Annotated in this window: 17 protein-coding genes; 12 read left to right on the top strand and 5 right to left on the bottom strand. The window is 45.2% G+C overall.

Annotated elements, in window-relative coordinates; translation table 11 throughout:
* Nucleotides 1-60 precede the first annotated feature (60 nt).
* From BC643_RS18910 to BC643_RS18865, 10 genes are all read left to right on the top strand, one after another.
* Complete coding sequence (locus BC643_RS18910) at nucleotides 61-633, top strand: RNA polymerase sigma-70 factor (protein WP_170154622.1); 573 nt, start codon at nucleotides 61-63, stop codon at nucleotides 631-633.
* A 73-nt stretch (nucleotides 634-706) separates the two neighbouring features.
* Complete coding sequence (locus BC643_RS18905) at nucleotides 707-1,702, top strand: FecR family protein (protein WP_120274844.1); 996 nt, start codon at nucleotides 707-709, stop codon at nucleotides 1,700-1,702.
* A gap of 181 nt (nucleotides 1,703-1,883) precedes the next feature.
* A complete protein-coding gene (locus BC643_RS18900) occupies nucleotides 1,884-5,189 on the top strand; it encodes a TonB-dependent receptor (RefSeq protein ID WP_120275000.1) in 3,306 nt (1,101 codons plus the stop codon).
* A gap of 9 nt (nucleotides 5,190-5,198) precedes the next feature.
* Nucleotides 5,199-6,707, top strand: a complete 1,509-nt coding sequence (locus tag BC643_RS18895) for a RagB/SusD family nutrient uptake outer membrane protein (RefSeq protein ID WP_120274843.1) — start codon at nucleotides 5,199-5,201, stop codon at nucleotides 6,705-6,707.
* A gap of 86 nt (nucleotides 6,708-6,793) precedes the next feature.
* Nucleotides 6,794-8,167 carry a sulfatase family protein gene (locus tag BC643_RS18890; protein WP_120274842.1) on the top strand — a complete coding sequence of 458 codons (1,374 nt, stop codon included), beginning with the start codon at nucleotides 6,794-6,796 and terminating at the stop codon, nucleotides 8,165-8,167.
* A gap of 54 nt (nucleotides 8,168-8,221) precedes the next feature.
* Nucleotides 8,222-10,504, top strand: a complete 2,283-nt coding sequence (locus BC643_RS18885; RefSeq protein WP_120274841.1) for a GH92 family glycosyl hydrolase — start codon at nucleotides 8,222-8,224, stop codon at nucleotides 10,502-10,504.
* Nucleotides 10,505-10,554: 50 nt separating this feature from the next.
* On the top strand, nucleotides 10,555-11,475 hold the full coding sequence (locus BC643_RS18880) for an endonuclease/exonuclease/phosphatase family protein (RefSeq protein ID WP_120274840.1): 921 nt from the start codon (nucleotides 10,555-10,557) through the stop codon (nucleotides 11,473-11,475).
* A 207-nt stretch (nucleotides 11,476-11,682) separates the two neighbouring features.
* A complete protein-coding gene (locus BC643_RS18875) occupies nucleotides 11,683-13,779 on the top strand; it encodes a glycoside hydrolase domain-containing protein (RefSeq protein WP_120274839.1) in 2,097 nt (698 codons plus the stop codon).
* A 129-nt stretch (nucleotides 13,780-13,908) separates the two neighbouring features.
* Nucleotides 13,909-14,745, top strand: coding sequence for a hypothetical protein (locus tag BC643_RS18870; RefSeq protein WP_120274838.1), 837 nt, complete (start codon nucleotides 13,909-13,911; stop codon nucleotides 14,743-14,745).
* A 77-nt stretch (nucleotides 14,746-14,822) separates the two neighbouring features.
* Nucleotides 14,823-17,519 (top strand): alkaline phosphatase family protein, encoded by a 2,697-nt coding sequence (locus BC643_RS18865; RefSeq protein WP_120274837.1) that lies wholly within the window; start codon nucleotides 14,823-14,825, stop codon nucleotides 17,517-17,519.
* A gap of 96 nt (nucleotides 17,520-17,615) precedes the next feature.
* Here BC643_RS18865 and BC643_RS18860 read toward each other — a convergent pair whose 3' ends face one another.
* Together BC643_RS18860 and ettA are read right to left on the bottom strand one after the other, a co-directional pair.
* Nucleotides 17,616-18,191: a hypothetical protein gene (locus BC643_RS18860; protein ID WP_120274836.1), complete on the bottom strand. Its 576-nt coding sequence runs from the start codon at nucleotides 18,189-18,191 to the stop codon at nucleotides 17,616-17,618.
* A 316-nt stretch (nucleotides 18,192-18,507) separates the two neighbouring features.
* Complete coding sequence (gene ettA / locus BC643_RS18855; protein ID WP_120274835.1) at nucleotides 18,508-20,193, bottom strand: energy-dependent translational throttle protein EttA; 1,686 nt, start codon at nucleotides 20,191-20,193, stop codon at nucleotides 18,508-18,510.
* Nucleotides 20,194-20,327: 134 nt separating this feature from the next.
* Here ettA and BC643_RS18850 point away from each other — a divergent pair, with 134 nt between their 5' ends.
* Nucleotides 20,328-20,690 (top strand): response regulator, encoded by a 363-nt coding sequence (locus tag BC643_RS18850; protein WP_120274834.1) that lies wholly within the window; start codon nucleotides 20,328-20,330, stop codon nucleotides 20,688-20,690.
* A gap of 25 nt (nucleotides 20,691-20,715) precedes the next feature.
* Here BC643_RS18850 and BC643_RS18845 read toward each other — a convergent pair whose 3' ends face one another.
* Both BC643_RS18845 and BC643_RS18840 read right to left on the bottom strand, forming a co-directional pair.
* Nucleotides 20,716-21,456 carry a nitroreductase family protein gene (locus tag BC643_RS18845; protein WP_120274999.1) on the bottom strand — a complete coding sequence of 247 codons (741 nt, stop codon included), beginning with the start codon at nucleotides 21,454-21,456 and terminating at the stop codon, nucleotides 20,716-20,718.
* A 121-nt stretch (nucleotides 21,457-21,577) separates the two neighbouring features.
* On the bottom strand, nucleotides 21,578-23,824 hold the full coding sequence (locus BC643_RS18840; RefSeq protein ID WP_120274833.1) for an Ig-like domain-containing protein: 2,247 nt from the start codon (nucleotides 23,822-23,824) through the stop codon (nucleotides 21,578-21,580).
* Between the two features lie 1,248 nt (nucleotides 23,825-25,072).
* Here BC643_RS18840 and gap point away from each other — a divergent pair.
* Nucleotides 25,073-26,080 (top strand): type I glyceraldehyde-3-phosphate dehydrogenase, encoded by a 1,008-nt coding sequence (gene gap / locus BC643_RS18835; RefSeq protein ID WP_120274832.1) that lies wholly within the window; start codon nucleotides 25,073-25,075, stop codon nucleotides 26,078-26,080.
* Nucleotides 26,081-26,139: 59 nt separating this feature from the next.
* Here the strand turns inward: gap and BC643_RS18830 are convergent, their stop codons facing one another.
* Entirely contained in the window at nucleotides 26,140-26,820 is a 681-nt protein-coding gene (locus BC643_RS18830) for a hypothetical protein (protein WP_120274831.1), read from the bottom strand.
* Between the last annotated feature and the right edge of the window lie 55 nt (nucleotides 26,821-26,875).

Raw genomic sequence — 26,875 nt, 5'->3', positions numbered from 1 at the left:
TAAAAATTATTTATCTATTTTTGAATGGATCTCTTAACCCTAAATATACGTGCTCATTCAATGGAGATTAGTGACAACGAACTAACCCTGTTGCTCAACAAGGGATCGAAGAATGCTTTTGCGACCTTGTACGAACGGTATGGTCGACGGATCTATCTTTTCGCACTAGGATACCTCAAATCGGACTCCGATGCCGAAGAGCTGGTGCAGGATGTGTTCGTTAAACTTTGGGAACGGCGCACCTCTCTGGATGAGCAAAAAAACCTGAAAGCGTATATTTTCAAAATCGTTGTCAATACTATTTACGACATCATCCGGAAACGAAATGTAGAGCAGGCCTTCCTCGATTTTGCTGCCGGAAAGACAAACAATACCGATGATGTTTGGGACAAGGTTGTTTACAACGACATGCTAACCCACGTAAACAGCCTCGTGGATGCCATGCCGGAACAGCGCCGGAAAATATTCAAAATGAGTAAGGAAACCGGATTGACGAACGACGAAATTGCCATCAAGCTGGGCATTTCCAAGCGGACAGTGGAAAATCAACTTTACCGCGCAACCCTGTTTTTGAAAGATAACCTGGGTTCGAACATGGTTTTAATGTTACTGTACTACTATCTTTTTCATTAAAAACTCAATTATTTTTTCGCCCGAGTGAGTAAGTCACTTACTTGTTCCGTACTAAGGGTAAAATATCGGAACAATGAAAGCGCATCAACAACAGTTAATCGACAAGTATAAATCAGGACAACTTTCCGACAGCGAACATCGGGAGCTGTTAAGCCTGTTTCATTGTGACGATTTAGAGTTTGAACTTAAACAGGAACTTTACGATCAGTTAGCACAACTACCGGATGAAGCGAACCCGGAAATTGTCATTCCTGAATTCGATCGTATCTGGAAGAAAATAAAACAGAAAAAGAAAGCGGAACGAAAAACGAGCGAGCACCGCATCAATTATTGGTATTACGCAGCGGCTGTTTTAATCGTAGGATTGCTCATCGGGAATATCTTTTTACTGTCGCGCAACAAATCTCCCCGCAACGAATTTTACAGTGCAATTGCACCAATTGGGTCTGTTTCGCAGGTCATTTTGCCCGATAGCACCATCGTTTTTCTAAACTCCGGGTCTGCGGTGAAATACACCAGGAACGAGGATCAAAACACGCGCGAAGTTTATCTCTCGGGTGAAGCCTGGTTTAAAGTGAAAAAGTCGAAGCAAGTACCATTCTTCGTTCACACCCCCTTTTACAACGTGCGCGTAACTGGTACCGAATTTAACGTGAAAGCCTACGACGAAGATCGCGATGTCGTCACAACTTTGGAAGAAGGCGAAATCCGGGTTCAATCCTCGGAGGTACTGAAATTGAAGAACGAAATCAAACTTAAACCGGGCGAACAACTGGTTTATAATAAAGACGAAAAATCCATCGTTGTCAGCGACGTGAAGACGCAGATCTATTCGAGCTGGAAAGACAACAAGCTCATTTTCGTAAATGCAACCTTAAAAGAACTGGCCGTTTTACTCGAGCGGAAGTACGGGGTGGAAATTAAAATAGAAGATAAGCAAATAGCCGGGTACCACTATGATGGTACCATCAAAAACGAGACTATCCTGGATGTCCTGAACATCCTTCAAAATACACTTCCAATAACTTATCAAATCAAAGGACAAGAAATTATTATCAGGAAAAAATAAACTGAAACAGCTATGTGAAAACATCAAAAAAAGCCGGAAGTGCTGTCACACAACCGGCTCAAAAATTAATTAACTGGTGCTGTCACACCAATTTTATTAATAACGAATAAACAAATCTATGAAAAAAACTGTGTTATTCCGACCGGGTACGAGTCGGATAAAGCAAAAGCTTTGGTTAAAAATGAAACTTACTTTTCTCTTTTTGCTATTGAGTTTGATGCAATTATCGGCATCGGTTTACTCGCAATCAACCAAGTTGAGTCTTGATTTTCAGGGTACAAAAATCTCTGACATACTCATGGAAATCGAGAATACGACAGATTGCCGTTTCTTTTACCAACGCGAGCAAGTCGACGTTGACCGGATTGTTGATCTGAAAGTTACCGAGGAAAGTGTTGGTGAAATACTCGACAAACTTTTTCAGGAGCAAGGTATTTCGTACAAAATCATGGACGACAACCTGATCCTGCTGACCACGAACAAAGAACAAGCCGGAACACAACAGACAACCGGCAACATTAAAGGTTTGGTAACCGATAAAACCAACCAGCCGCTTCCCGGGGTTACCGTGGTAATTAAAGGCACCAGCAACGGAACACTTACCGATCCAAATGGTGAATACCATCTGAAGAATGTCCCCAGTGATGCAGTACTCGTATTCTCGTTTATCGGGATGAAGACTAGTGAAAAAGAAATAGCCGGTCAGGCTGTTCTCGATGTTACACTGGAAGAAGAAACCGTCGGCATCGAGGAAGTCGTGGCTGTTGGATACGGTGTACAGAAAAAAGTAAACCTCACCGGAGCTGTTGCCTCCCTGAGTGGTGAAGAATTAAAAAGCCGCCCGATCACCCAGGCATCTCAATCGCTGCAAGGTGTATCCGGCTTATACGTCAACCAAGCTGGTGCCCAACCGGGTTTCGACGGAACAACAATCCGCATCCGTGGTATCGGTACCTTAAACAGCAACGATCCGCTTGTTTTGGTCGATGGTGTTGAATATCCGCTTGACGCCCTCAACCCCAGTGATATCGAATCAATCTCGGTGTTGAAAGATGCAGCCTCTGCCTCCATTTATGGAAACCGCGCTGCCAACGGGGTGATTCTGGTGACAACCAAAAAAGGAAAGAGCAACGAAAAAACCTCCATCGAGTACGGCAACTATTTTGGGTTCCAACGAACAATCGGAATGCCCGACCTGATTACCGACCCGGTTGAATTTATGGAACTCAGAAACCAGGCTCAGATTAACGCAGGGAAAACATCGGTTGACTACTCCGACGATCTGATTGAAGAATATAAAGCCGGACGATTAACCGATCCGTATACCTACCCCAACAATAACTGGCTGGACATCATGTTTGATGATGCGCCCATCCAAAATCACGACCTCCGCTTTTCTGGTGGTAGCGAAAAAGCGACCTACTCACTGTCGATGGGCTACCAGGATCAGGACGGTGTACTGATGAGTTCCGGAAGCCACCGTTTCACACTGAACTCGAACATCAGCATACAGGCAAACAACTGGTTAAAAGTAGGAGCGAATGTTACCGGTATCAGACAATACATTCAGGCTCCGACCGCCGGCGTTTACAACGTGATGCAGATGACCTTTAAAGCGCAGGGCTTCCACCCGACTTACCTGGAAGACGGCCGTTACGCCAATACCTTTATCAAAACTCCGGGCCACAACGTTTACCGCCACCCGATTGTCTTAGCCAAAGAGGGACACCGAGATCGCGAACAACAACGGGCACTGGTGAGCATGTTTGCCGAAATCAAACTTCCGGCGAACCTGACCTACTACGCCAAGTTAGGTGTGAACAGCTACAATTATTTCTACTCCGAGTTTGTTCCGGAGATCGAATACTACCAGGTAAAAACACTGGAAGCCTCAACTGTCGATTTCTATACATCGAACCGGAACCGACACTTGACAACGGAGGACGACCGCGAGTTAAACACGACCCTGTTCCACACGCTGACCTGGGACCAAACCTTTAACGACAAACACAAGCTTAAATTACTGGTGGGTAGCAGTTACGAAAAATTCACATCGGGCTACCATATTGCCACCATCGAAGGATTCCTGGGGAACGACCTGACCGAACTGGATGCCGGCTCTACCAACAAAGATGTGAGCGGAGACTCCTCAGCAAACGCATTGGTCGGATTCTTTGGCCGTTTAAACTACGACTTCGACCAGAAGTTCCTGTTTGAAGCGAATTTACGCTACGACGGTTCTTCCCGTTTTGCCGATGGCAACCGCTGGGGTTGGTTCCCATCTTTCTCCACAGGGTACCGGCTTGAACAGGAAAATTTCATGGCCGACCTGCCATGGGTGTCTCTGATGAAAGTGAGAGCTTCGTATGGTAGTCTTGGGAACCAGGAAATCGGTAATTTCAGATATATCAACCTGATTGATACCGGCATTGAATACTCATTTGGTGGATCGACCAACGCAGGTGCTGCCGTTACCGCCTACAACGACCCCAGTATCACCTGGGAAACAACCACGATTTCGAACCTCGGGCTCGACGCCGGTCTGTTCCAAAATAAAGTCAACTTTTCGGTTGAATGGTATAAAAAACGAACAAAAAACATTCTGCGCTCTGTCACCTTGGCCAGCCAGGTGGGCGACTTGACCGGACCGGTTCAAAATATTGGTGCAGTTGACAACACCGGTCTTGAGATCACTGTCGGTCATCGTAACCACATCGGAAAATTCTCATACGAAGTTCAGGGAAGCATCAACTTCAACAAAAACAAGGTTGTTGACCTCAACGATGACGAAATCATCAGTGGCAAATACATCACCAAAGAAGGATATGCCATCGACTCCTACTACATTCTGGAAGCGGATGGAATCTTCCAGTCACAGGACGAAATTGACAACAGCGCTTATCAAAACAGCACTACTAAACCGGGGTATTTGAAGTATGTTGACCAAAACAACGATGGTACTATTGACGACGACGACAGGATCATCGCCGGTGATGCGCAACCGGATTTCACCTACAGTTTCAACATAAACCTGCAATACCGGAACTTTGCACTGACCACCTTTTTCCAGGGAGTACAGGGCATTGACACCTATCCGCAGGGAATCGTTGCAACACCATTCTGGTACGGGACTTCTGTTACCCGCGAGTGGGTCAACAACTCCTGGACTGAAGACCGACCAAACGCCAAGTTACCCATCATGACAACCTACGAATTGTCATCAAGCGATAACTTCCGCAACTCGAATTTCTGGTTGAAAGATGCCTCGTACCTGCGCTTGAAGAATATTCAACTTTCTTATTCCATTCCGAAATCAATTTTATCGCGGGTAAATGCGAAGGATCTCACCATTTTCGTAAATGGACAGAACTTGCTAACCTTCTCTAAAATGAAGGATTTCGACCCGGAAAAACCAATCACTTCAGATCATTACTATTCATACCCATCGGTAAAAACATTCACTGCCGGCTTTAACCTCAAATTTTAATGCAACGTCATGAAAAATAAATATTTATACATATTACCCGTTTTCCTGATGCTTTTCGCATCCTGCAACGATTTGTTGGATATTGACCCGACCTCGCAGTACAGCACCGACACTTTTTGGTCAGGTAGCGACGAGCAGTATGCTGCCGCGTTGGTCGGCGTTTACAACAGTTTGATGAGCAACTACCTCTATTTCAATGGTGAATTGGAACAGGCAACTCCCAACGAAATTTCCTATAACTCGGCCAACGGAACCCGCGAAATTGCTCTGGGTACAGCACTTAGCACCAGCTCCATGTTCTCTTCCTGCTGGGCCAACTCTTACAAGGGTATTGGGCGCGCAAACACCTTTTTGGATTACATTGACGATGCAGATATTACCGACGAGGACACCAAAAACCAGATGAAAGGTGAAGCCTTATTCATCAGGGCTTTACTTTACAGCTACCTGGTTGATTATTTTGGCGATGTGCCATTGATTCTGGAAGCCCCGGCTTCGGAACAGGAAACCTGGCCGCGTACTGCTAAAGACGAAGTTGTTGAACAAATCCTATCCGACCTGGATGATGCAGCGTCATTGCTTCCAACAAGCTACAGTTCTTCCTCCGACATTGGCCGTGCCACGCAGGGTGCCGCCTTAGCTTTGAAAGCGCGTGTTTTGCTGTACAACGAACGTTGGGCCGAAGCCGCCACAGCAGCAAAAACAGTAATCGACCTTGGTGTTTACGACCTGTTTCCCGACTATCGCGGATTCTACCTACCCGATAATGAAAACAACGAAGAAGTAATTTTCGACGTTCAATACCAGTCCCCCGATTTCTTGCATCGTCGCGACTACGAATGCTACAACCTGAACCGTTGGGCCCCGCTGAAAAACCTGGTCGACCTTTACGAAATGACAGACGGTAAATCCATCGACGAGTCGGAGCTGTACGATCCAGAGAATCCCTATGAAAACCGTGACCCTCGTTTACACCAAACAATTGCAATCGTTGGCTATCCGTACAACGGCAAAACAGCAACTTCTTCCCTTCTTTACGAATCCGGCTACGGTTTGAAAAAATTAACCGTATACACCGACGATGAAACACAAACCATCTCGGATAATAATTCGGATCTGAACTACATTGTTCTGCGTTACGGAGAAGTTTTGCTGACCTACGCCGAAGCACTGAACGAATCCCTGTCGGCTCCAAACTCGGAAGTTTATTGGGCAATCAATACAATCAGAGGTCGCGAAACCGTAGAGATGCCGGAACTTGAAGCTGGTTTGACCAAAGAAGAAATGAGAGAAGCAATTCATTTGGAACGACGTATTGAGCTGGTTGGCGAAGGCCAGTTTTATTCTGACTTCAGACGTTGGGGAACTGCTGAAGAATTGAACAACGGCCCCGTTTACAACTATTTGGGCGAAGTCATCGAAACCCGATCATTCAATCCCGATCGCGATTACCTGTTTGCCGTTCCTTCTTCTGAAATAGACGAAAATGAAAACCTGACCCAAAACCCCGGTTGGTAATAATGTTAAAAATAAAAAGGAGACCAGAGTGATCTGGTCTCTTTCTTTGTAACAATAGTATATTTAAGAATCTTAAAACTCCTTCCATGATTTTATTTTATCGGTTGACTCTTTGTCTCGTGATGCTTGCGCCCGGTATTCTTCATGCCGCGCAGAAGTCTAAAAACGCTAAACCCAACGTCATCATCATCTACACTGACGATCAAGGTGCCATCGATTTAAACTGCTTTGGAGCAAAAGATTTAGTGACTCCCAACATGGACAAACTGGTCGGCAGCGGAGTGAAATTCACTCAATTTTACGGGGCTCCGATTTGCTCACCTTCAAGAGCTGGTCTGCTCACCGGAAAAACACCTCAGCGCGCAGGTGTGGGCGGTAACGTTAGCTCGATGAGCGATGAAGCCGGCATGCCAACCGAACAATACACCATTGCAGAAATGTTTAAAGATGCCGGTTATAAAACAGCCCAGATCGGGAAATGGCACCTGGGACAAGGAAAAGACAAGCAGCCCAATGCCCAGGGATTTGATTATTCCTTCGGTCACCTGGTCGGTTGCATCGACAACTATTCACACTTCTTTTACTGGGAAGGCCCAAACCGACACGACCTTTACCGAAACGGCGAAGAAGTCTTTTACCCCGGCGAATATTTCCCGGATCTGATGGTCAAAGAAGCTTCTGCTTTTTTCGAAGAAAACCAATCAGAGCCTTTTTTCATGTATTACGCCATGAACACACCGCACTATCCGTACCAGGGTTATCCGAAATGGCTGGAGTATTACCAGGATAAAGGCGTAGAATATCCACGCGACCTGTATGCAGCCTTCGTTTCAACAATGGATGAGGAAGTTGGGAAACTCATCGCCAAACTCAAAGAACTGGGTTTGCTGGAAAATACCATCATCGTTTTGCAGGCTGACAATGGCTACTCGACCGAGGAACGCGCTCATCATGGCGGCGGTAGTGCCGGCGTTTACCGGGGTTCAAAATTCAGTTTGTTTGAAGGCGGAATCCGCGTACCTGCCGCAATTAGCTGGCCGGGACATTTGAAAGAAGGCGAAGTTCGCGGACAAATAGCCGTGAATGCCGACTGGATGCCGACTTTGGCTGAAATGTGTGGAATCGACCTCGATACCAGTGACCTGGATGGTAAAAGTCTGATGCCAATCATCGACAATTCGAAAGCGGAGTCGAACCACAATGCCTTCTGCTGGAAGTTTGGCAACAGCTGGGCTGCACGAAATGGCGATTGGAAACTGCTGGGCCATCCATTTGTTAATGGCGAAAAGTTTTCGGCCCAAGATTCGCTGTTCCTGGTAAACCTGGTAAACGACCCGGGCGAACAAACCAACCTGGCCAAACAATACCCGGAAAAGGTGAAAGAGCTTGAAGAGCAGTATGCTGTCTGGTTGACAAACAACAGCACCGGGAAAAAAGAAATTACCGACTCCGACGAATAGCAGAAAAACAAGAATCAGAAAACATAAACAAGCAACGAAAAACAGATAACAGAAATGGGAAGAAAAATTGGATTGATGGCTGCAATGTTGGTTTGCAGCCTGGTTTTAAAATTGAATGCACAGACGTTTGATCCGGTCAGTTATGTGAGTACCCTGGTCGGAACAAGTTCAAAATACGCACTTTCAACAGGAAACACCTACCCTGCAACGGCGATGCCCTGGGGAATGAATTTTTGGTCGCCGCAAACCGGTAAAAATGGCGATGGCTGGATGTACAGATATACCGATGACAAAATCAGGGGCTTCAAACAAACCCACCAGCCAAGTCCCTGGATGAACGACTACGGTCAGTTTTCGATTATGCCGATCACCGGCGAACCAATTTTTAACGAGGAAAAGCGAGCCAGCTGGTTTTCGCATAAAGCCGAAGTGGCCAAGCCTTATTATTACAGTGCCTACCTCGCCGATTTCGATATTACAACCGAAATCGCACCGACCGAGCGTGCTGCCATGTTTCGCTTTACCTTCCCCGACAGCAAAAACTCGTACATCGTAACAGATGCTTTCGATCGGGGTTCGGCTATCAAAATCATTCCGGAAGAGAATAAAATCGTAGGCTACACCACCCGTAACAGCGGTGGCGTGCCAGATAATTTCAAAAACTACTTTGTGATTGTCTTCGATAAACCCTTCACTTATTTCGCAACTGTAAACGACAGCATTATTACCGAGGGAACCAAGGTATTTGAAGGCGGCCACGCAGGAGCCATTATCGGTTTTGAAACTTCGAAAGGCGAACAAGTGAATGCGCGCGTAGCTTCTTCATTCATTAGCGAAGAACAAGCGTTGATCAACTTGAAAGAACTGGGAAACGACGACTTCGATACCATCAAGGCCAAAGGAAAAGCCCGCTGGAATGAAGTTCTGGGAAAAATCAAAGTGGATGACGACAACATCGACAACCTTCGCACCTTCTACTCGTGCATGTATCGTTCGGTACTGTTCCCCCGCAATCTTTCCGAGATCGACGCAAAGGGAAATGTTGTTCACTACAGCCCCTACAATGGTAAAGTTCTACCCGGGTACATGTTTACCGATACCGGATTTTGGGATACGTTCCGCAGTCTATTTCCTTTCCTGAACCTGGTGTTCCCTGCTGAAAATGAGAAAATGCAGGAAGGATTGGTCAACGCTTACAAAGAAAGTGGCTTCCTGCCCGAGTGGGCCAGTCCCGGTCATCGCAACATCATGGTGGGTAACAATTCGGCCTCGGTGGTTGCTGATGCTTACCTGAAAGGTTTGCGCGGCTACGACATCGAGACCTTGTGGGAAGCATTGAAACACGATGCCAACAACGTTCATCCAACGGTTGGTGCTTCGGGGCGTACCGGCTATAAGGAATACAACCAATATGGTTACATTCCGAATGATATCGGCATCCGGCAAAACGTAGCCAGAACATTGGAATACGCTTATGACGACTGGACCATCTATCGTTTGGGGAAAGCGTTGAACAAGCCTGAAAGTGAAATCCGCATTTACGCCAAACGTGCGATGAACTATAAAAACCTGTTCAACCCCAAAAATAAACTCATGGCAGGCCGCGCAGCTGATGGATCGTTTGCCGATTCCTTTGAGCCAACCGATTGGAGCCGCGATTTCACCGAAGGAAACAGCTGGCACTATTCCTGGTCGGTCTTTCAAGATCCGCAAGGGCTGATTGACCTGATGGGAGGTGAAAAGGAGTTTGTAACCATGCTCGACTCGGTGTTTATTATCCCTGGTTCGGCTGGCATGAAGAGCCGCGGCATGATTCACGAAATGCGCGAGATGCAGGTTATGGATATGGGACAATACGCTCACGGCAACCAACCGATCCAGCACATGGTTTACCTGTACGATTACGCAGGTACGCCTTGGAAAGCTCAATATTGGGCACGCGAAATCATGGATAAGCTGTATTCGGCGGCCCCCGATGGTTATTGCGGCGACGAGGACAACGGCCAAACATCGGCCTGGTATGTTTTCTCGGCACTGGGTTTTTACCCGGTTTGCCCAGGAAGCAATCAATACATTTTGGGAGCACCGCTGTTTAAATCGGTAAAAATTGAATTGGAAAACGGAAATGAAATCACCATCGATGCACCTAATAACGCGAAGGAGACTCGCTACATCAACCAAATGACCATGAACGGTGAAAAATACTGTAAGAACTACCTGACTCATGAAGATTTGATGAAAGGTGCGCAAATCTCATTCGAGATGAGCTCCACTCCGAACCCAAAGCGAGGAACAAGCAAAAAGGATTTCCCTTACTCCTTTTCAAATGAGAAATAAACAGGAAGACAGAACCACGATATTCTAGAATTTCAACATAAAACAGAGACATGAAACAATTTTGGATTGCACTATTTGTGCTGGTATTTGCCGGATTTAATTCGGCGAATGCAGAAGAGTTAACCGTAGCAACATTCAACGTTCGCTACCACAACGAAGGAGATTCCATTAACGGAAACGGCTGGAAGCAGCGCTGCCCGGTCATTTGTGGCTTAATCCGTTTCAACGATTTCCAAATTTTCGGTGCGCAGGAAGTTCTGCACGACCAATTGCTCGACATGCTTGCCGACCTACCGGAGTACAACTACGTTGGAGTTGGCCGCGACGACGGTAAAACAAAAGGGGAATATGCCCCGATTTTTTATCAAAAGGACAAATTCAAAGTGCTGAAATCAGGCCATTTCTGGTTGTCCGAAATCACAGACAGACCGAACAAAGGCTGGGACGCAGCGCTACCAAGAATCTGTACCTGGGCACGATTCGAAGATCTGAAAACCGGAGCCAAATTTTTCTTCTTCAACTTACACATGGACCATATTGGTATTGAAGCACGAAAAAACAGTGCCAAGCTGGTGTTGAGTAAAATCAAAGAAATGTGCGGTGACGAGCCGGTGATACTGACGGGGGATTTCAACGTCGATCAAAACAGCCCGAACTATGCCATTCTGGAAGGTTCTGACCTATTGAAAGATTCGTATGAGGAAGCTCAAATACGCTATGCACTGAATGGTACTTTCAATCATTTTGAATCCGACCGAAAAACCGAAAGCCGCATTGATCACGTGTTTGTAAGTTCTGCGATTAAGGTGGAGCGCTATGGCGTGCTGACTGATACTTACCGGACGGAAGTGGCCGATGCCAAAGAGGAAAAATCCGGAGACTTCCCGAAAGAAGTGTCTTTGAAAAAATATGTAGCCCGCACGCCGTCGGACCATTTCCCGGTGAAAGTGGTGCTTAGTTTTGACGAATAACCATCAAGTGGAATTCTTCAATTTTACTTGATGTAGTTCCTTTGCTTGAAAAAAGTCCGGGTGATCTTTACGAAAATCACCCGGACAAATTGTAATAGATATTGACGAATCATCCTTTGTCTTTTTTTGATGAAGAGTGGTTCTTTTTTCAGTTCTAATCCAAATTAACGCAGTCGCAAAGAGACTGCAGGAAAACTTAGTAACGCCATGTTCAATTATTTATCGCGATTCCGAGGAAAGAAAATACTCAGCCTTGCTTTGATTGCTAGCCTTGCAACGGCTTGCCAAGAAAGTGGCACAAACCAGTCGAAGTCATCAGGTTTAACGGACCACGTCAATGTATTTCTGGGAACTTCGGGCGACCATGGACAAATGTCCCCTTCGGCCGCTTATCCGTTCAGCATGCTCAGTATTGGGCCAATAACAACGCCGCATATCCATACCGGTTACGAATATTATGCGAAAAAATACGAGGGTTTTGTGCACACGCACCTCGAAGGAGTGGGCTGCACCGGAGCCGGAGGGAATATTCTGATCAAGCCAATTCTAAATGATGACCAACAAACATCTCTGATTCGTAAAAATCAGCAAGCAAACCCCGGTTACTATTCGGTGAATTTTGAAAACGGCATTCAGGCCGAGATGACCGTTGCTCACAATTACGGACAACATCATTATCATTTCCCCGAACTGCAAAACGGATTGTTTGTCGACCTTTCGTTTACGCAGCCCAGACGTTTTGTAGCCGAGGAACATCATCTTACGAAAGACGCGATCAGCGGCTGGATCGACACACAAACAACCTGCAGCGCAGGCGTGTACCGGATTTACGACTACCTGCAGATTCCGGGCGCCGCGGAAATCGATTCGGTTGCAGATCACCAGTTCATTGTAAAAGGCAACGGCACTGAGGAACTGAATGCGCAAATTGGATTTTCGTCGGTAAGTACCGAATATGCCCAGGCGCAGATCACCCAAAAAGATTTTGAAGAAGTAAAGGCTGAAGCACGTGCGGAGTGGGAAAAGCTGCTGGGGCACGTTAAAGTTGATGGCGAAAAAGACCGGGTTGATTTGTTCTACTCACTTTTGTATCGTGCCCTGCAAGCTCCTTACCAAGTATCGGAAGACGACGGTGTTTACCGCGCCATTGACGGCAGTATTCAGCAAAGCCCAACGCCAATTTACAACGGCTGGGCCATTTGGGACAATTACCGCGAACAGCTGCCGATGCTCTCACTGCTTTATCCTGATCATTTTGACGATATTGCCAAGTCGATCGCCAACCTGTATCCGTACGGCAAAAAAAATTGGGCTACCATGCACGAGCCCTCTCCCACTGTTCGTACCGAACACGCCCTGGTTGTTTTGCTCGATGCCTGGAAAAAAGGCTACGACGTCCCACTTGCCGACATTAAAGATTATCTTTTAAAAGAAGCAGAAACACTGGATTACGGCGCGCCGGACAAAGCCTTGGAATCATCGTACGACTGCTGGGCCTTGTCTGAAATTTTAAAAACATTGGGAGACTCTGAGTTGAGCAAAAAATATCTGGACAGAGCACTCGAATACAAAAACTACTGGCTGAAAGACTTTGCCGACCTCAGCAAAAACGACATCGACCGGATGCAGGCTCGCGGCCTTTACCAAGGGACCATTTGGCAGTATCGCTGGTTCGTGCCCTTCGATGTTGCTGGCCTAAAAGAACTGGCCGGAGGTGAGGATGCGTTTATCAGCCAGCTCGATCATTTCTTCAACGAGAACGACTACAACCATGCCAATCAGCCCGACTTGCAGGTTCCCGGCATGTACAATGCGACCAAAGAACCCTGGAAATCTCAGAAATTGTACCGCGAGCTATTGCTCGACACGGTGGTGCAATGCTATTTCAACGACAACAGCAAAGGCGTCGATCCGTACGTTGGACGGATTTATCAGAATCAACCAAGGGCTTACTTGCGAACAATGGATGACGACGCCGGCACCATGTCATCCTGGTTTGTGATGCGCAGCATGGGACTATCACCTGCAAACATCGGCGATCCGGTCTACTATTTGACAGCTCCCGTTTTCAAGGAAATTACCATTGATTTCGGCAATGGCAAAAGCTTCAAAATTAAAGTCAAAAATTATCAGAAAGACAACTATTACATTCAAAAAGCCAGTTTGAACGGAAAGCCGCTCATGAGGAACTGGCTTACGCAAAAAGAATTGAGCACCGGGGGCGAGTTGATTCTGGAAACATCCGATACTCCAAACAAACATTGGGGAACAGAAAACCAGTGGATAAGCCACATTGACCGCTAATTCGGTTAACTTTAGGCGGCATATACTTTAGTTTGATCTAGAATTACCAAAGCTTAATCTATTCTTCATCAAGCTGAACGAAAAACCGGTTTAATTTGAAGAAAGTATTAATCATCAAAATAAATCTTCATGAAAAAAAAAATAAGCTGCTTAGTGGTTTTCCTGGCTTTCGGGATAAGCTTATTTGCTCAAAATAACGAAACTGACTTTTTCGATTCGGAACCGCTGGGAACACCCGAGCCGTTCCTCTATTCAACCTCAGCGTTGACACCTGATGACCTTCCCTGGAGCGTGAATTATTCAGGCAGCTATGGAAACTCGGTGAGTGGTGCTTTTGGTTACGACGGCGTGGGACAGCAACTCGCGGTGAAAGGATACCTGGGCGCAAAATTCACCCTTTACGCCAACGCAGCTTTAGGAATCCCCAGCGACGGAAGCGATGTTAGCAGCTCGCAACAAGTTGAAGTGATTCGCAACTTTATTGGAGGTAGAAGCAGCCAGGGATTGCGTTTTGGCTTGGGACTTGGCGCCAACCGCGACTTTACCGATGTTTATTCGTTGCTGAGCCGCATCACCGGCGCCTTCGACACCAACCGCTGGAAGCTGGGTGGAAACCTCCTTCTCGAGAAATCATTTTCCGGCGACCGCGACAAAGTAGATGTCATTACCAGCATCGGCGTTCACTACCGGTTAACGGGAAATTTCTTTGCCGGCATTGAAGGAATTGGCGAAGATTTGGAAGGACTTTGGGAAGAAGATGAAGCAGAAGGCGGTGCCAAAGTAATGCTTGGCCCCTCGCTCAACCTGGCACCCAACCGCTCGCGCTTTTCATTCTCCATGTCGGGCGGACCGGTCATGTACGTTACCCGCAGTAGCGTAACAAACCCCGCAGCAATTCGCGAGTTACCGTCTGAAAATGGGCTGACTCTGCGCGCCCGTATTATTTATTCCATTTCGGGAACTTAGAAATAAATGTGTGAAAACCTCCTTTCCCGTTTCCTTCAACTAAAAAAATGAATTGATTATTTCTCAAGATATCAACCATGAACAATCGGATTTTTCAATTGAGCATTTTTATTGCTTTGGCATTGAGCGTCGCCTCATGTAAACCATCCGGTCCCAAAACCGATGCGGAAATTGCAGCTCATTATGCTGCCTACGACGACAGCACCCTCAACCGCAGCCAACTACCGGTTATGATGCCTTACAACCGGATCATTGACCCGGCCGGCAAAGTGATTTCGTTTGGAGACCCGGCGCTGGAAAACCACAGTCTGGACCTGCAGCCCATTTCCGGAACCAACCAGTATGCCGTAGAGGATCGCTACGGAATTGCAATTCTCGATGCGGACAAAACCGAAATTATCGCCCGGCTCGCCTATAAAGATGCCGCAGAAACCAACGGCTATATGAGTACCTACTCCGGAATTCAGGTTTTAAAAGACGGATCTACCAACCGTATTTTTTGGAGCGCCGCACACAAAGGTAGCAAACGCTCGAAAGTGTTCGAAGCAAGCTGGGACGGAAAATCGCTACAGATCACAAACAGTTTCGATTTTGAACCCGAGGGCGAATCGCCGCTGGCTTTACCGAACGAGCTGGCACTGAATTCCGAAAACGGGAAGCTCTACCTTTACGTTGTTTTGAACGGCAACAACATGCTCAAAAAGGTAGATGTGAAAAGCGGAAAGACAGTTTGGTCGGCTGACACGGGTGTAGCTCCGTACGGAATCTTTATTTCAAATGGTTCGGCCTACGTGACCAACTGGGGTGGCGAAATGCCTGTTGACACAACCCGCGAAACTGCCGGTGTTCCCTATGGCAAAGCTTACATTGACCCGAAAACCGGAGCTATCGATAACGGCAACCTCAGTGTTTTCAACCTCAGCGACGGTAAATTGGTTAAAAATATTGGTGTTGGCTTGCACCCGAACGACATTACCGGCACTACCGACGGCAAGTATATTTTCGTTTGTAACAGCAACAGCGACAACGTTTCAGTTATTTCAACTGAAACAATGGAAAACATTGAAACAATCCCGGTAAAAATCATCGCGCTGGAGCACCAGCTCATCGGCGACTCACCCAATGCGTTGGCGCTAAGCCCGGACAATTCGCGGCTCTACGTGGCGAATGGGATGGACAACGCTATTGCGGTGATCAAACTGAATCCGGAAACAAAAAGCAGCGCCATCGAAGGCTTTATTCCAACCGAGGCCTATCCCGGCGGGCTGGTCGTTACCGACAAGCAACTGGTGGTAACCAACCTGGAAGGTGAAGGTGCCCGTATTAACAGTCTCGAACTGGACGATCCCGATGATATTACGGAAGCCATAGAGTCCGGTGCTTTCAACTCGCACCACCAAAAAGCAACCATTTCGGTTATTGATTTGCCGGATGCTGATGAATTGAAGGACTACACGCAGAAAGTAAAGGAACTGATGCTCGACTTCCGCATTGAACTGGCCAAACTGGCGCCACGTAAAGATCAACCTGCCCGACCCATGCCCCACCGCATCGGCGAACCGTCCGTATTCAAGCATGTGGTTTACATCATCAAGGAAAACCGCACCTACGACCAGGTTTTGGGTGACATGGAAAAAGGAGACAGCGAAAAGTCACTCTGCATTTTTGGCGACAGTGTTACACCCAACCAACACCAACTGGCCCGCAACTTTGTGCTGCTCGACAATTACCATGCTTCGGGCAAATGCTCTGCCGAAGGACACCAGTGGACTGATGCCGCTATGGTGACTGACTACGTGGAAAAAAACGTGCGCGCCTGGTTCCGTAGCTATCCACATGTGCAGGAAGATGCGCTGGTTTACGATCAGAAAGGTTTTATTTGGAACAATGCCGCCGACCACGGTAAAAGTGTTCGAATTTACGGTGAAGCCAGCATGCCTGAAGTTGATAAAAGCCTTACCTGGACTGACTTCTACACCATGTATCAAAATGGTGAAATACCCAAGTTCCGGAATACCACGACAATTTCGCGCGTGGAACCCATGTTGTCGCAAAACTATCCGGCTTCAGACTACCTGAAAATACCCGACCAGTTTCGGGCCGATGCCTTCATTAAAGAGCTGAAAGAATACGAAAATCTTCCCGGCGACCAGTTTCCGGAACTATCGGTTATGGCGCTCTCTGTTGATCACACCAACGGAACACGGCCCGGAATGCCGACTCCTCGTGCCATGGTCGCCGACAACGATCTAGCGTTGGGTCGCATTATTGAAGCGATTAGTCAAAGTCGTTTCTGGGAGAACACGGTGATTTTTGTTACCGAAGATGATTCGCAGGCAGGTTGGGATCACGTTTCGGCATACCGAACCACAGGCTTTGTAGTAAGCGCTTACAGCCAAAGCGGCAAGGTCGTTTCAACCAATTACAATCAAACCAGCATGGTTCGATCTATCGAACAGATTCTTGGTATTCCGCCAATGAACCTGATGGATGCGACTGCTCTGCCCATGTTTGAGTGCTTCAGTGAGAAACCAAATTTGGAGATGTATGCAGCCCTCCGGAACCGGATACCGTTGAATGAAATGAACGACGACTTGTCTGCTTTGAACGGGAAGGCCCGTCTGTATGCGGAACTGTCGATGCGTCCCGAATTCGATCACATCGACGCTGGAAACGACGATGTTTTGAATCGTATTTTGTGGTTCAGCGCGAAAGGTGAAGCCAGGTACCCCGTAGAATTGGTTGGCCCTGCCGACGACGATGACGACGATTAAATCCGTTTTCAACAACCATAAAACAGGGGAAGCAACTCAATGCTTCCCCTGTTTACTTTATGATTGTACTCAAGATCTGACCGGGACTCTACAAAATCAAGTTCCAATCTTCTTTGAGCTGTTTTTGTTCATCTGTTCAAAGTGCTGTTCAAATTCTTTTTGAATCTTTTCAAACTCTTCTGGATCTCCAAAAAAGTCGAACTGAAACTGATCAGGAACAGTGTCATTTCCGATTTGAACAGAATCGCTTTGGAAAAGCTGCCCGAAATGCCGCATCATTTGCTGGTGTAACTCTTCAAAATCGGGGAACGAACTCTGAAAACCGGGCATATTCATCGTGCTATCACCATACTCCTGACCAAAATGCTGGAAAAACTCTTTGGCAGAACCGGGAAACGGGCTACCGAAGAAACTGTCAGAATCTTCACCAAATGAACCGCTAAACATCTCCTCCATCTGTTTCTGCAGCTGTTCAATATCCTGCGGTGCCATCGTCGAATCCGACGACCAGCTTTTCACATAGGTCGAATCGAAACGAATCAGGTTCCCGTTTTCATCATATTCCCGGGTAACTTTCGACTGCTCGTTGGGTTGTTTTGTACTTTCTTGAGTTTGCGCCTGCACCAAGTCAATGGCCAGCACCAGTATAACGAGAGAAACAAATTTTTTCATAACACCTCGTTTTAATCATCAATGATTTTGGTCTTCTAAAAACACCATCAAATTTAATGGCGACAACTGCAAAATTTTGTCAAAAAAAATTAAACAAACTAACGGACTGTTAATGGCTATCACACAAAACATAAATGATCCCAGCTAATCACTAATTCGGATTTTCCCGACAACTGTTATCGTTATTTTCAAAAGTTATCGCGTTGTCTTCCAACATTTCATCAAAGCAATCTGGTAATTTTGCGACTTTGCGTCTCTGTGTAGCAGAACTTTCAACAAAAAAAAATGGCCACCTCGCGGCAGCCATTCAACTCGTTTATTCTACTAATTTCTTGTATTTTATGCGGTGCGGACCTTCATCGCCCAAACGCTTCTTCTTGTTCTCCTCGTACTCGGAATAGCTTCCTTCGAAGAAGTGCACATGCGACTCTCCCTCGAAAGCCATAATGTGCGTGGCAATGCGGTCGAGGAACCAACGGTCGTGCGAAATAACCACCGCGCAACCCGCAAAATCGAGCAAGCCCTCTTCGAGAGCACGCAGCGTGTTTACGTCGATGTCGTTGGTTGGCTCATCTAGCAGCAGCACGTTGCCCTCCTCTTTCAATGCCATTGCCAAGTGCAAGCGGTTACGTTCACCACCCGACAGAATGCCACATTTCTTTTCCTGATCGGATCCGGTAAAGTTGAAACGCGACACATAAGCGCGGGCGTTCACCTGTCGTCCTCCCAAATTAATCAAATCAGCTCCTCCCGAAATAACCTGGTAAACCGTTTTGTTTGGGTCGATTGCCGCATGCGACTGGTCAACGTAGGCCAGCTTCACGGTTTCTCCAACATCGAAAGTTCCTTTGTCGGCTTGCAATTGCTTCATAATTAATTTGAAGAGCGTGGTTTTACCGGCACCGTTCGGTCCGATCACCCCAACAATACCATTGGGCGGCAGCACGAAATCCAGGTCTTCAAACAAAATGCGATCGCCAAAAGCCTTGGTTACGCCGTGAGCCTCAATCACCCGCTCACCCAAACGAGGTCCGTTCGGAATGAAGATTTCCAGCCTTTCTTCCTTCTGCTTCACATCTTCGTTCATCATCTGGTCGTAGGCATTCATACGCGCTTTGGCTTTCGCGTGACGGGCCTTTGGAGCCATCTTAATCCATTCCAGCTCGCGCTCCAACGTTTTGCGGCGTTTTGACTGCTGTTTTTCTTCCAGCGCCAGTCGCTTCGACTTCTGATCCAACCACGAAGAGTAGTTTCCTTTCCATGGAATACCTTCTCCACGATCCAACTCCAGAATCCAGCCAGCCACATTATCCAGGAAGTAGCGGTCGTGGGTGATACAGATAACAGTTCCTTTGTATTGTTGCAAGTGCAATTCCAACCACTGCACCGACTCGGCATCCAGGTGGTTAGTTGGTTCATCAAGCAACAGGACATCGGGTTCCTTCAGCAACAGGCGGCACAATGCGACCCGGCGTTGCTCACCACCCGAAAGTTCCTTCACCAGCTGATCGCTTGGTGGACAGCGCAAAGCGTCCATCGCACGCTCCAGTTTCGAGTCCAGGTTCCAGGCATCATATTGGTCAATCTTGTCCTGCAATTTGGCCTGTTCATTCATCAGTGCATCCATCTTGTCCGGATCTTCCAACACATCCGGATCCATGAATTTTTCGTTCACCGCTTCATAAGCTTTCAGAACGTCAACCACCTCTTGTACACCTTCTTCAACAATTTCCTTAACTGTTTTAGTAGGATCGAGATGCGGTTCCTGCTCCAGGTATCCAACCGAATATCCCGGAGAAAAAACAACCTCACCCTGGTAAGATTTCTCCAGTCCAGCGATAATCTTCAGGAGCGTTGATTTACCGGATCCGTTCAAACCGATGATCCCGATTTTCGCCCCTAAAAAGAATGATAAAGAGATGTCTTTGATGACCTGTTTCTGCGGTGGGTAAGTTTTACTTACCTTATACATAGAGAAAATAATTTTCTTATCGTCACTCATACTATAATTGATTTATGTTTACCCTACAAATAAGTGTTTCAAGCTATCTAACTACAACTATCGATTAGCAAAATAATGCATTTTTTTGCTGAATATATCTACTTTTAAAATGGTAATCTAAAAACAGGAGCGCTTTGAAAATTTTAGTAGTGGATGATAATCCTATCAACCAAAAGTTTGTTCAGTTATCGCTACGCAACTCCCATGTCATTGAAACAGCTAATGATGGAGAGGAAGCCGTTATGAAGGCTACTTCCAATAATTACGACCTCATCATCATGGACTTGTGGATGCCGATTATGGATGGTGCTGAAGCCACCCTGCGCATCCGCCAACTCGACCGTCAACACAACAGGCAAACCCCGATTCTTGTTTTCACAACCAGTAATATGGAAAACGATCGGAACCGCTGCCTCGAGTACGGTGCAAACGGATACCTGGTGAAGCCCGTGCGAGCTGCAACACTCATGGAAAAGGTTGCTTATTTCTCGCGATAGGAAGAGAGCCAGTCTCTCATCCCTTTTAAATCTCAAACCCTTGCTCTTTGAGAAAGGTCGTCAGCTTCTCTGAAAAATAGATATTATCCGCCTTTTTATACCGCACATCAGTAAATACCTGCGCCAGGTTTTCCTTATTATTCTCGACTACAAATTTGGCTGAACTTTCCAATGCCTCTTTCTCTGCAAAAAGCTTATTAACACGTTCATCTGTATTCGCATTGTACGACTCGTAATGAACGACTGCGTCCAATGGCAAACGGTCTGTCAGCGGCGGATTGTGATCCGGGTATCCAACAGTGATGGCCGTAACCGGAATAACTCCTTTCGGAAGACCCAACGCTTGGCTGATTTCAGGGGCATTGTACAAAGCCGTTCCGAGATAACAAATTCCCAAACCTTCCGACTCGGCCGCCAAGCAGATGTTTTGAGCAAACAATGAAGCGTCAATAAAAGCATTCAAAATCCACAGGAAATTGTCGTAACCGGCGTCGGCATTACGAAGTTCGCACCAACGGTTAAAACGGTTCAAATCAGCACAGATAGTTAGCAGTACCGGAGCCTCTTTAACCATCGGTTGATTGAAATGCAACGGAGCAAGCTTGGACTTATTCGCTTCGTCACGAGTTACGACAACACTGTAAAGTTGCATGTTCCCTGTAGTAGAAGCACGTGTGCCGGCGTCCAGTATTTTGGAAAGTAACTCTTCAGATATAGGAGTTGATTGATATTTTCGAATAGAGCGGTGATCGAAGATAGTTTTCATTTTGCGTATTTTTACCGCAAAATTAAGTTCTTCATTGGAAACTGAAAACAAAATGCAGTCGCTATAAAAAAGAAAAGGAGGGCACCACGTCCCCCCCTTCATTCTCTCTCTTTTAGCATTCCTAGCGCTTAATAATTCTCTGCGTACTTACTATTACATCATCGTCTAACATGAGGGTAATAAAATATATTCCATTGCGCAAGTCTGAAGTTGAAATCGAGTTTGTGGGATTCGTGATTTCTTTAACACGCTGCCCAACAACGTTGGTGATGAAGACGCGGGAGATTTTGTCGTAGTTGGTGATGTAAATCACATCATCAAACGGGTTCGGATAAACAACAAACTCATCGTCTGCCACCTCATCTTCGATACCCAAGGCATAATCGCTCCCGGTTGTGAATGTCCATTCGGTGCTTGTCGTAATTCCGGCAAAAGCATTTCCATTGACATCCTGGATTGCTCCGGCATCAACCAGCACATAATAATTTGTACCTGTTGCCAAGCCTCCACCTAGTTCATTCGCATCGTAAACAATGTTCACTTCGTTATTGCTGAACATGTCCGATGTTAACTCGATTGTTAAAGTAGGAGTTGTCGATCCTTCTTCGTAGATATAAGCATATCCGCCAGTAGAAGATAACTCTACGGCTTCATTAAAAGTCATCACTAAATTCGGGTGGTTATCAGCAATCGTTCCTGTCGGCGAAAGCAACAACACTTCCGGTGCAGTCTTCTCAGAAACGATCGTAAAGTTCCAATTGAACACCTTTAAGATACCTGCAAAAGATTCAGGCGTCAAAGATGTATTCTGAACGAAATCCGGATACACGATAATATAGTATTCTACACCTTCTTCGGTTAAGCCAGTCAGATTGACAGATACCGTATTTCCTGAAATTGAAATCCGGGCATCATCTGCGCTCAGGGTAGCAATCGTCGTATTTTGACTATCGGCCTGGTGTAATTCGAAAACTCCTGTCCCAGCCTGAACACCCTGATTGAATTCCATTTGATAAATCTGATCTAAGGGAACATCTACTGAATTGTCAGGTGGCGTCAGGCTAACTAACAACAAATCCTGATTCGACTCTGTTTCAAACTGCCAATCATCAGAAGATATCGCTGCTGCAGATTCACCAGCCGATGACTGGAATGCTCCTGCATCAACCGACACTTTATAGGCTGTTGATTCAGTCAAACTATTAATATCGATGTAAACTTTGTTACCAACAATTGAAAAATACATGGCATCGGCTACAACATCCAATGTCTGAACCGCGGTGCCGTCAGCCAGATAAAGCGTTACGGTACCAGCACTTCCTAAAACGACTGGGAGATCGAACTGGATCATCAAATCCGAAGTCAAAGACACATTTGAGCCTGTTGGAGAATAAGAGATCACATCCGGAATCTGATCGGCTTCTAGGGTAAACGACCAATCATCTTCTTCGTCAACCCCGGCAAAAAGATTACCGTTCAAATCCTGAATAGCTCCCGGCTCAACAATAACGTAATAATCTTGTCCAACTGTCAGACCAGAAACACCACCAATAATAATGATCGAGTCATCACTGGGATCAGTTGTCAGGGTGCTTGCATCGATTGTTTGCACTAAAATTCCGTTCCAGGTGTAGATCAGCACACTACCTGTGCCGGCTGTAACTGGTTCCGTAAAATCCAATTTCAGTTGGTCATCCGTCAGAATCGTTTCCCCAGTTCCGACATAATAACCGTCCTCCCACAAGCCTGTATCGGCATCAACATCCAAAATAGGTGCGGTAGTATCTTCTGTCAAATAATTATTCTGATCGTAAACTTCGTAAGTTCCATTGTTATTACCGAGAGGACTCTGGTTGGCAACGCCATACTGCATCTTGTCATCCAGTATAATTAAATTGTACTCAGTTTCGCTCTCTAACGAAGCGTTTGGCGTAATAGAAACGACAGTAGAAGTCAGAGACCAACTTACAACGGCTGCGGTAAACGCAACAGAAGTTCCATCGCTCACTTTCACCAAGCTGAAACAATTTTGTGCGTAATCGTCGTCAATCTGGATATTATTGTATTGCGCTTCTGACACGAAAGAATATACAGGTCCATCGAAAGTTATTTGAAATACCTGGTCGGCAACAATTGGCGTTGGAGTCGTAGAATCGCCATTGTCAGGTTCGAATGTAACATCATCTGCTGCCGTGAGAAATTTTACGGTATAGATATCACCAGAAATCGAGCTGCCGAGTGCGACCGCACCAACAGAAAGCCCGGTCGGATCAATTTCCAAAGCTTGAGCCTGAACAGGCACTACCCAAACCAAGGCCATCAGGGCCAAAACTATCTGACGAATAAACCAAGTAAAGTTTCTCTTCATAATATCCAAATTTAATATTACTCGGAATAAGGTAAAATTGAAATAGGTTTTATAAATATGCGCCTCAAATAACTCAAACTGAGACTTGCGCACCACACGTTAAACTCACACAAACCTAAGACATTTCTGTTCAATAAGCAATAGTTTTCAACTATTTTTCGAAGATATCCCACTCAGAAAAACTGGCCAAACTCCGCTAAAACAAAGGACTTTAGCTATTATCTAAATTGAATGTTTTTAAATTTATTTTTATTTCAATAGTTTTTCGGGAATTTAATTTCTATTTCCAAAACTTCGTACATTTTTATCTTCTTTTTCATAATTGATCTGCAATAAACATTGACAAAACTGAGTTTATATACTACAGCGATTCCGGGAATTTAGTAAAAACATACACAGAAACAATATTATCATGCCACGTCAAAACGGCGGTTACAGCCCTGTTTTTCAAGGCATACACTCATACAATAGACAATACTTCAAACAATGATGGAAAATCTTAAAATAAATTCGAAATTCTATTTACTCTTGATGGCAGTTATATTATGCGGCACTATTTCAAGTTGTAAAACGTGTGAATGCCCGGCCTACTCAAAAGCAAAAATTGAGAAAATTAATCCGGATTTTCTCCTAGTCAAAAAATAATCTAATAACATAATTATTTTTTGTGAACATATTATTTTAAGACTGATCAAAAATGCCTTTTGAACTATCAAAAAATGAATTTCACCTATTTTTCAACACTTTTTTGTTTATAAGCTGCACGTAAAAATGCGATTAGCATTGTGAAAAACATGAAAATGGGCTCTTCGCAAACCCTTCTGCTCGCCCAATAAACAGAGTTTACCTGCATGCACCTTTCTAAACTTCGTACTCACCCTGCAGTAAATTCCGGGTAAAGCCATTGATATATTCGAAACCTTCGTTCGGCACCGAAAGTATATTAGCAACAGACGCTATACTATATATAGTGTACCCAAACGACAAGAAACAGCGAAAAGTCTGTCATCCAAACAATAACAATCCGAATCAAAATCTAAATGAAGAATTAAAAGTGTATCTCTTTAAATAACGATCTAATGGTCTTAAAAACCAACATTAACTAAATTTTAAACTGAGTGAGGAAATACCCAAATCGAAATTAAAAAATTTGACCATTCTAATTTTAGTTCGTTATTTTGTGTGGCTTTTAAAAAATGAGCTAATAAATCAAAGATAAATCGTTCATTAATTATTAAACTTTCAACTATGTCAAAAATTAAAATCGGTATTAACGGATTTGGCCGTATCGGACGTTTCGTTTTCCGTCAAGCTATCGCTAAAGGTACTATCCAAGTAGTTGCTATCAACGACTTGATCGATGTTGAATACATGGCTTACATGTTAAAATACGATTCTACTCACGGTATTTTCCAAGGTACTGTTGAAGTAAAAGATGGTAAATTGGTTGTTAACGGTGACGAAATCCGCGTAACTGCTGAAAGAAACCCTGCTGATATCGCTTGGGGTGCTGTTGGTGCCGAATATGTTGTTGAATCTACAGGTTTGTTCCTGGAAAAAGGAAAAGCTCAAGGTCACATCGACGCTGGTGCGAAAAAAGTGATCATGTCAGCTCCTTCAAAAGACGATACTCCAATGTTCGTTATGGGTGTTAACCACACTTCTTATACTAACGACATGAACTTCGTATCAAACGCTTCATGTACTACAAACTGCTTGGCTCCTATCGCTAAAGTATTGAACGACAACTTCGGTATCGTTGAAGGTTTGATGACTACAGTTCACGCGACTACAGCTACACAAAAAACTGTTGACGGTCCTTCAATGAAAGACTGGAGAGGTGGTCGTGGAGCTGGTCAAAACATCATCCCTTCTTCAACTGGTGCTGCTAAAGCTGTAGGTAAAGTTATTCCTGCATTGAACGGTAAATTGACAGGTATGGCTTTCCGTGTTCCTACTCCTGACGTTTCTGTAGTTGACTTGACTGCACGTTTGGAAAAAGGTGCTTCTTACGCAGAGATCTGTGCTGCTATGAAAGCTGCATCTGAAGGTCCTTTGAAAGGTATCCTGGGTTACACTGAAGATCAAGTTGTTTCTAACGACTTCGTTGGTGACACTCGTACTTCAATCTTCGACGCTGGTGCTGGTATCTCATTGTCTCCAAACTTCGTTAAAGTTGTTTCTTGGTATGACAACGAAATGGGTTACTCTGCAAAAGTTTGCGAATTGATCCAATACATGGATTCAGTAAAATAATTCTGAAACCAGAAAAAATATCTAGGGCATCCATTCGGGTGCCCTTTTTATTTTATTCCTTATTGATGCGATTCTTTTTCCATGTAAGCATCGTACAATTGCTTAACCGTCGTGCTTGTTAAAATAACGACTACTGCCAGAAGCCGATCTTTATATTGCGAAAAGTCAAAGTTATTCTTTGGAATATTGAAAATTGAAATAATGCTAGGAGGAAAATCTCCTACTGCATCAACTGCCTCATACAACTGATTGAATCTCCAATCCCCCTCTCCCAACCGTTTCATATAAATTGAGAACAGTCCAATCGACCGTAACTCAACGTGTGCCAAATTAATATCAACCAAAAGCGTATCGTTCCAGCGCAATCCATTGATATAATCATCCAAATAAAAAAAAGCTTCAAATGTTATAGAGTCCAGGGCACCAAGAAAGTCCATTTTGCTATTAAAAGGAATACAATAATCGGTGTATATTTCAACGCTGCTGCCCGCTGAAGTCATCGTGTTTTGCCAGCCCTGAAAAAACTCAGAGTATGCAAGAACAACATCTTGCTCTCCGGTTTTTGCGCACACAAATTCATCAACATAAGCAATCATATCCGCAATTCCCATTAACTGTCCTTCTGAAAAGGTTTTCTGAGCAATGGAATCCGGAGAGATAGGTCTGTTAGAGATTGATTGAGAAAAGGTTACAAACGAAACATTGAGAAATAACATCAGCGCTAGGGTGAGATTCTTCATTCGGGTTTGATTTTTTAGAATAAGATACGTCATTAAAATGCCGGAGTCAAGCCCT

Origin of the sequence: Mangrovibacterium diazotrophicum (assembly GCF_003610535.1) — a bacterium.
Taxonomy (GTDB): Bacteria; Bacteroidota; Bacteroidia; order Bacteroidales; family Prolixibacteraceae; genus Mangrovibacterium; species Mangrovibacterium diazotrophicum.
Note: the sequence above shows the minus strand (reverse complement) of the source record. Positions and strands in the feature narration are given on the sequence as shown.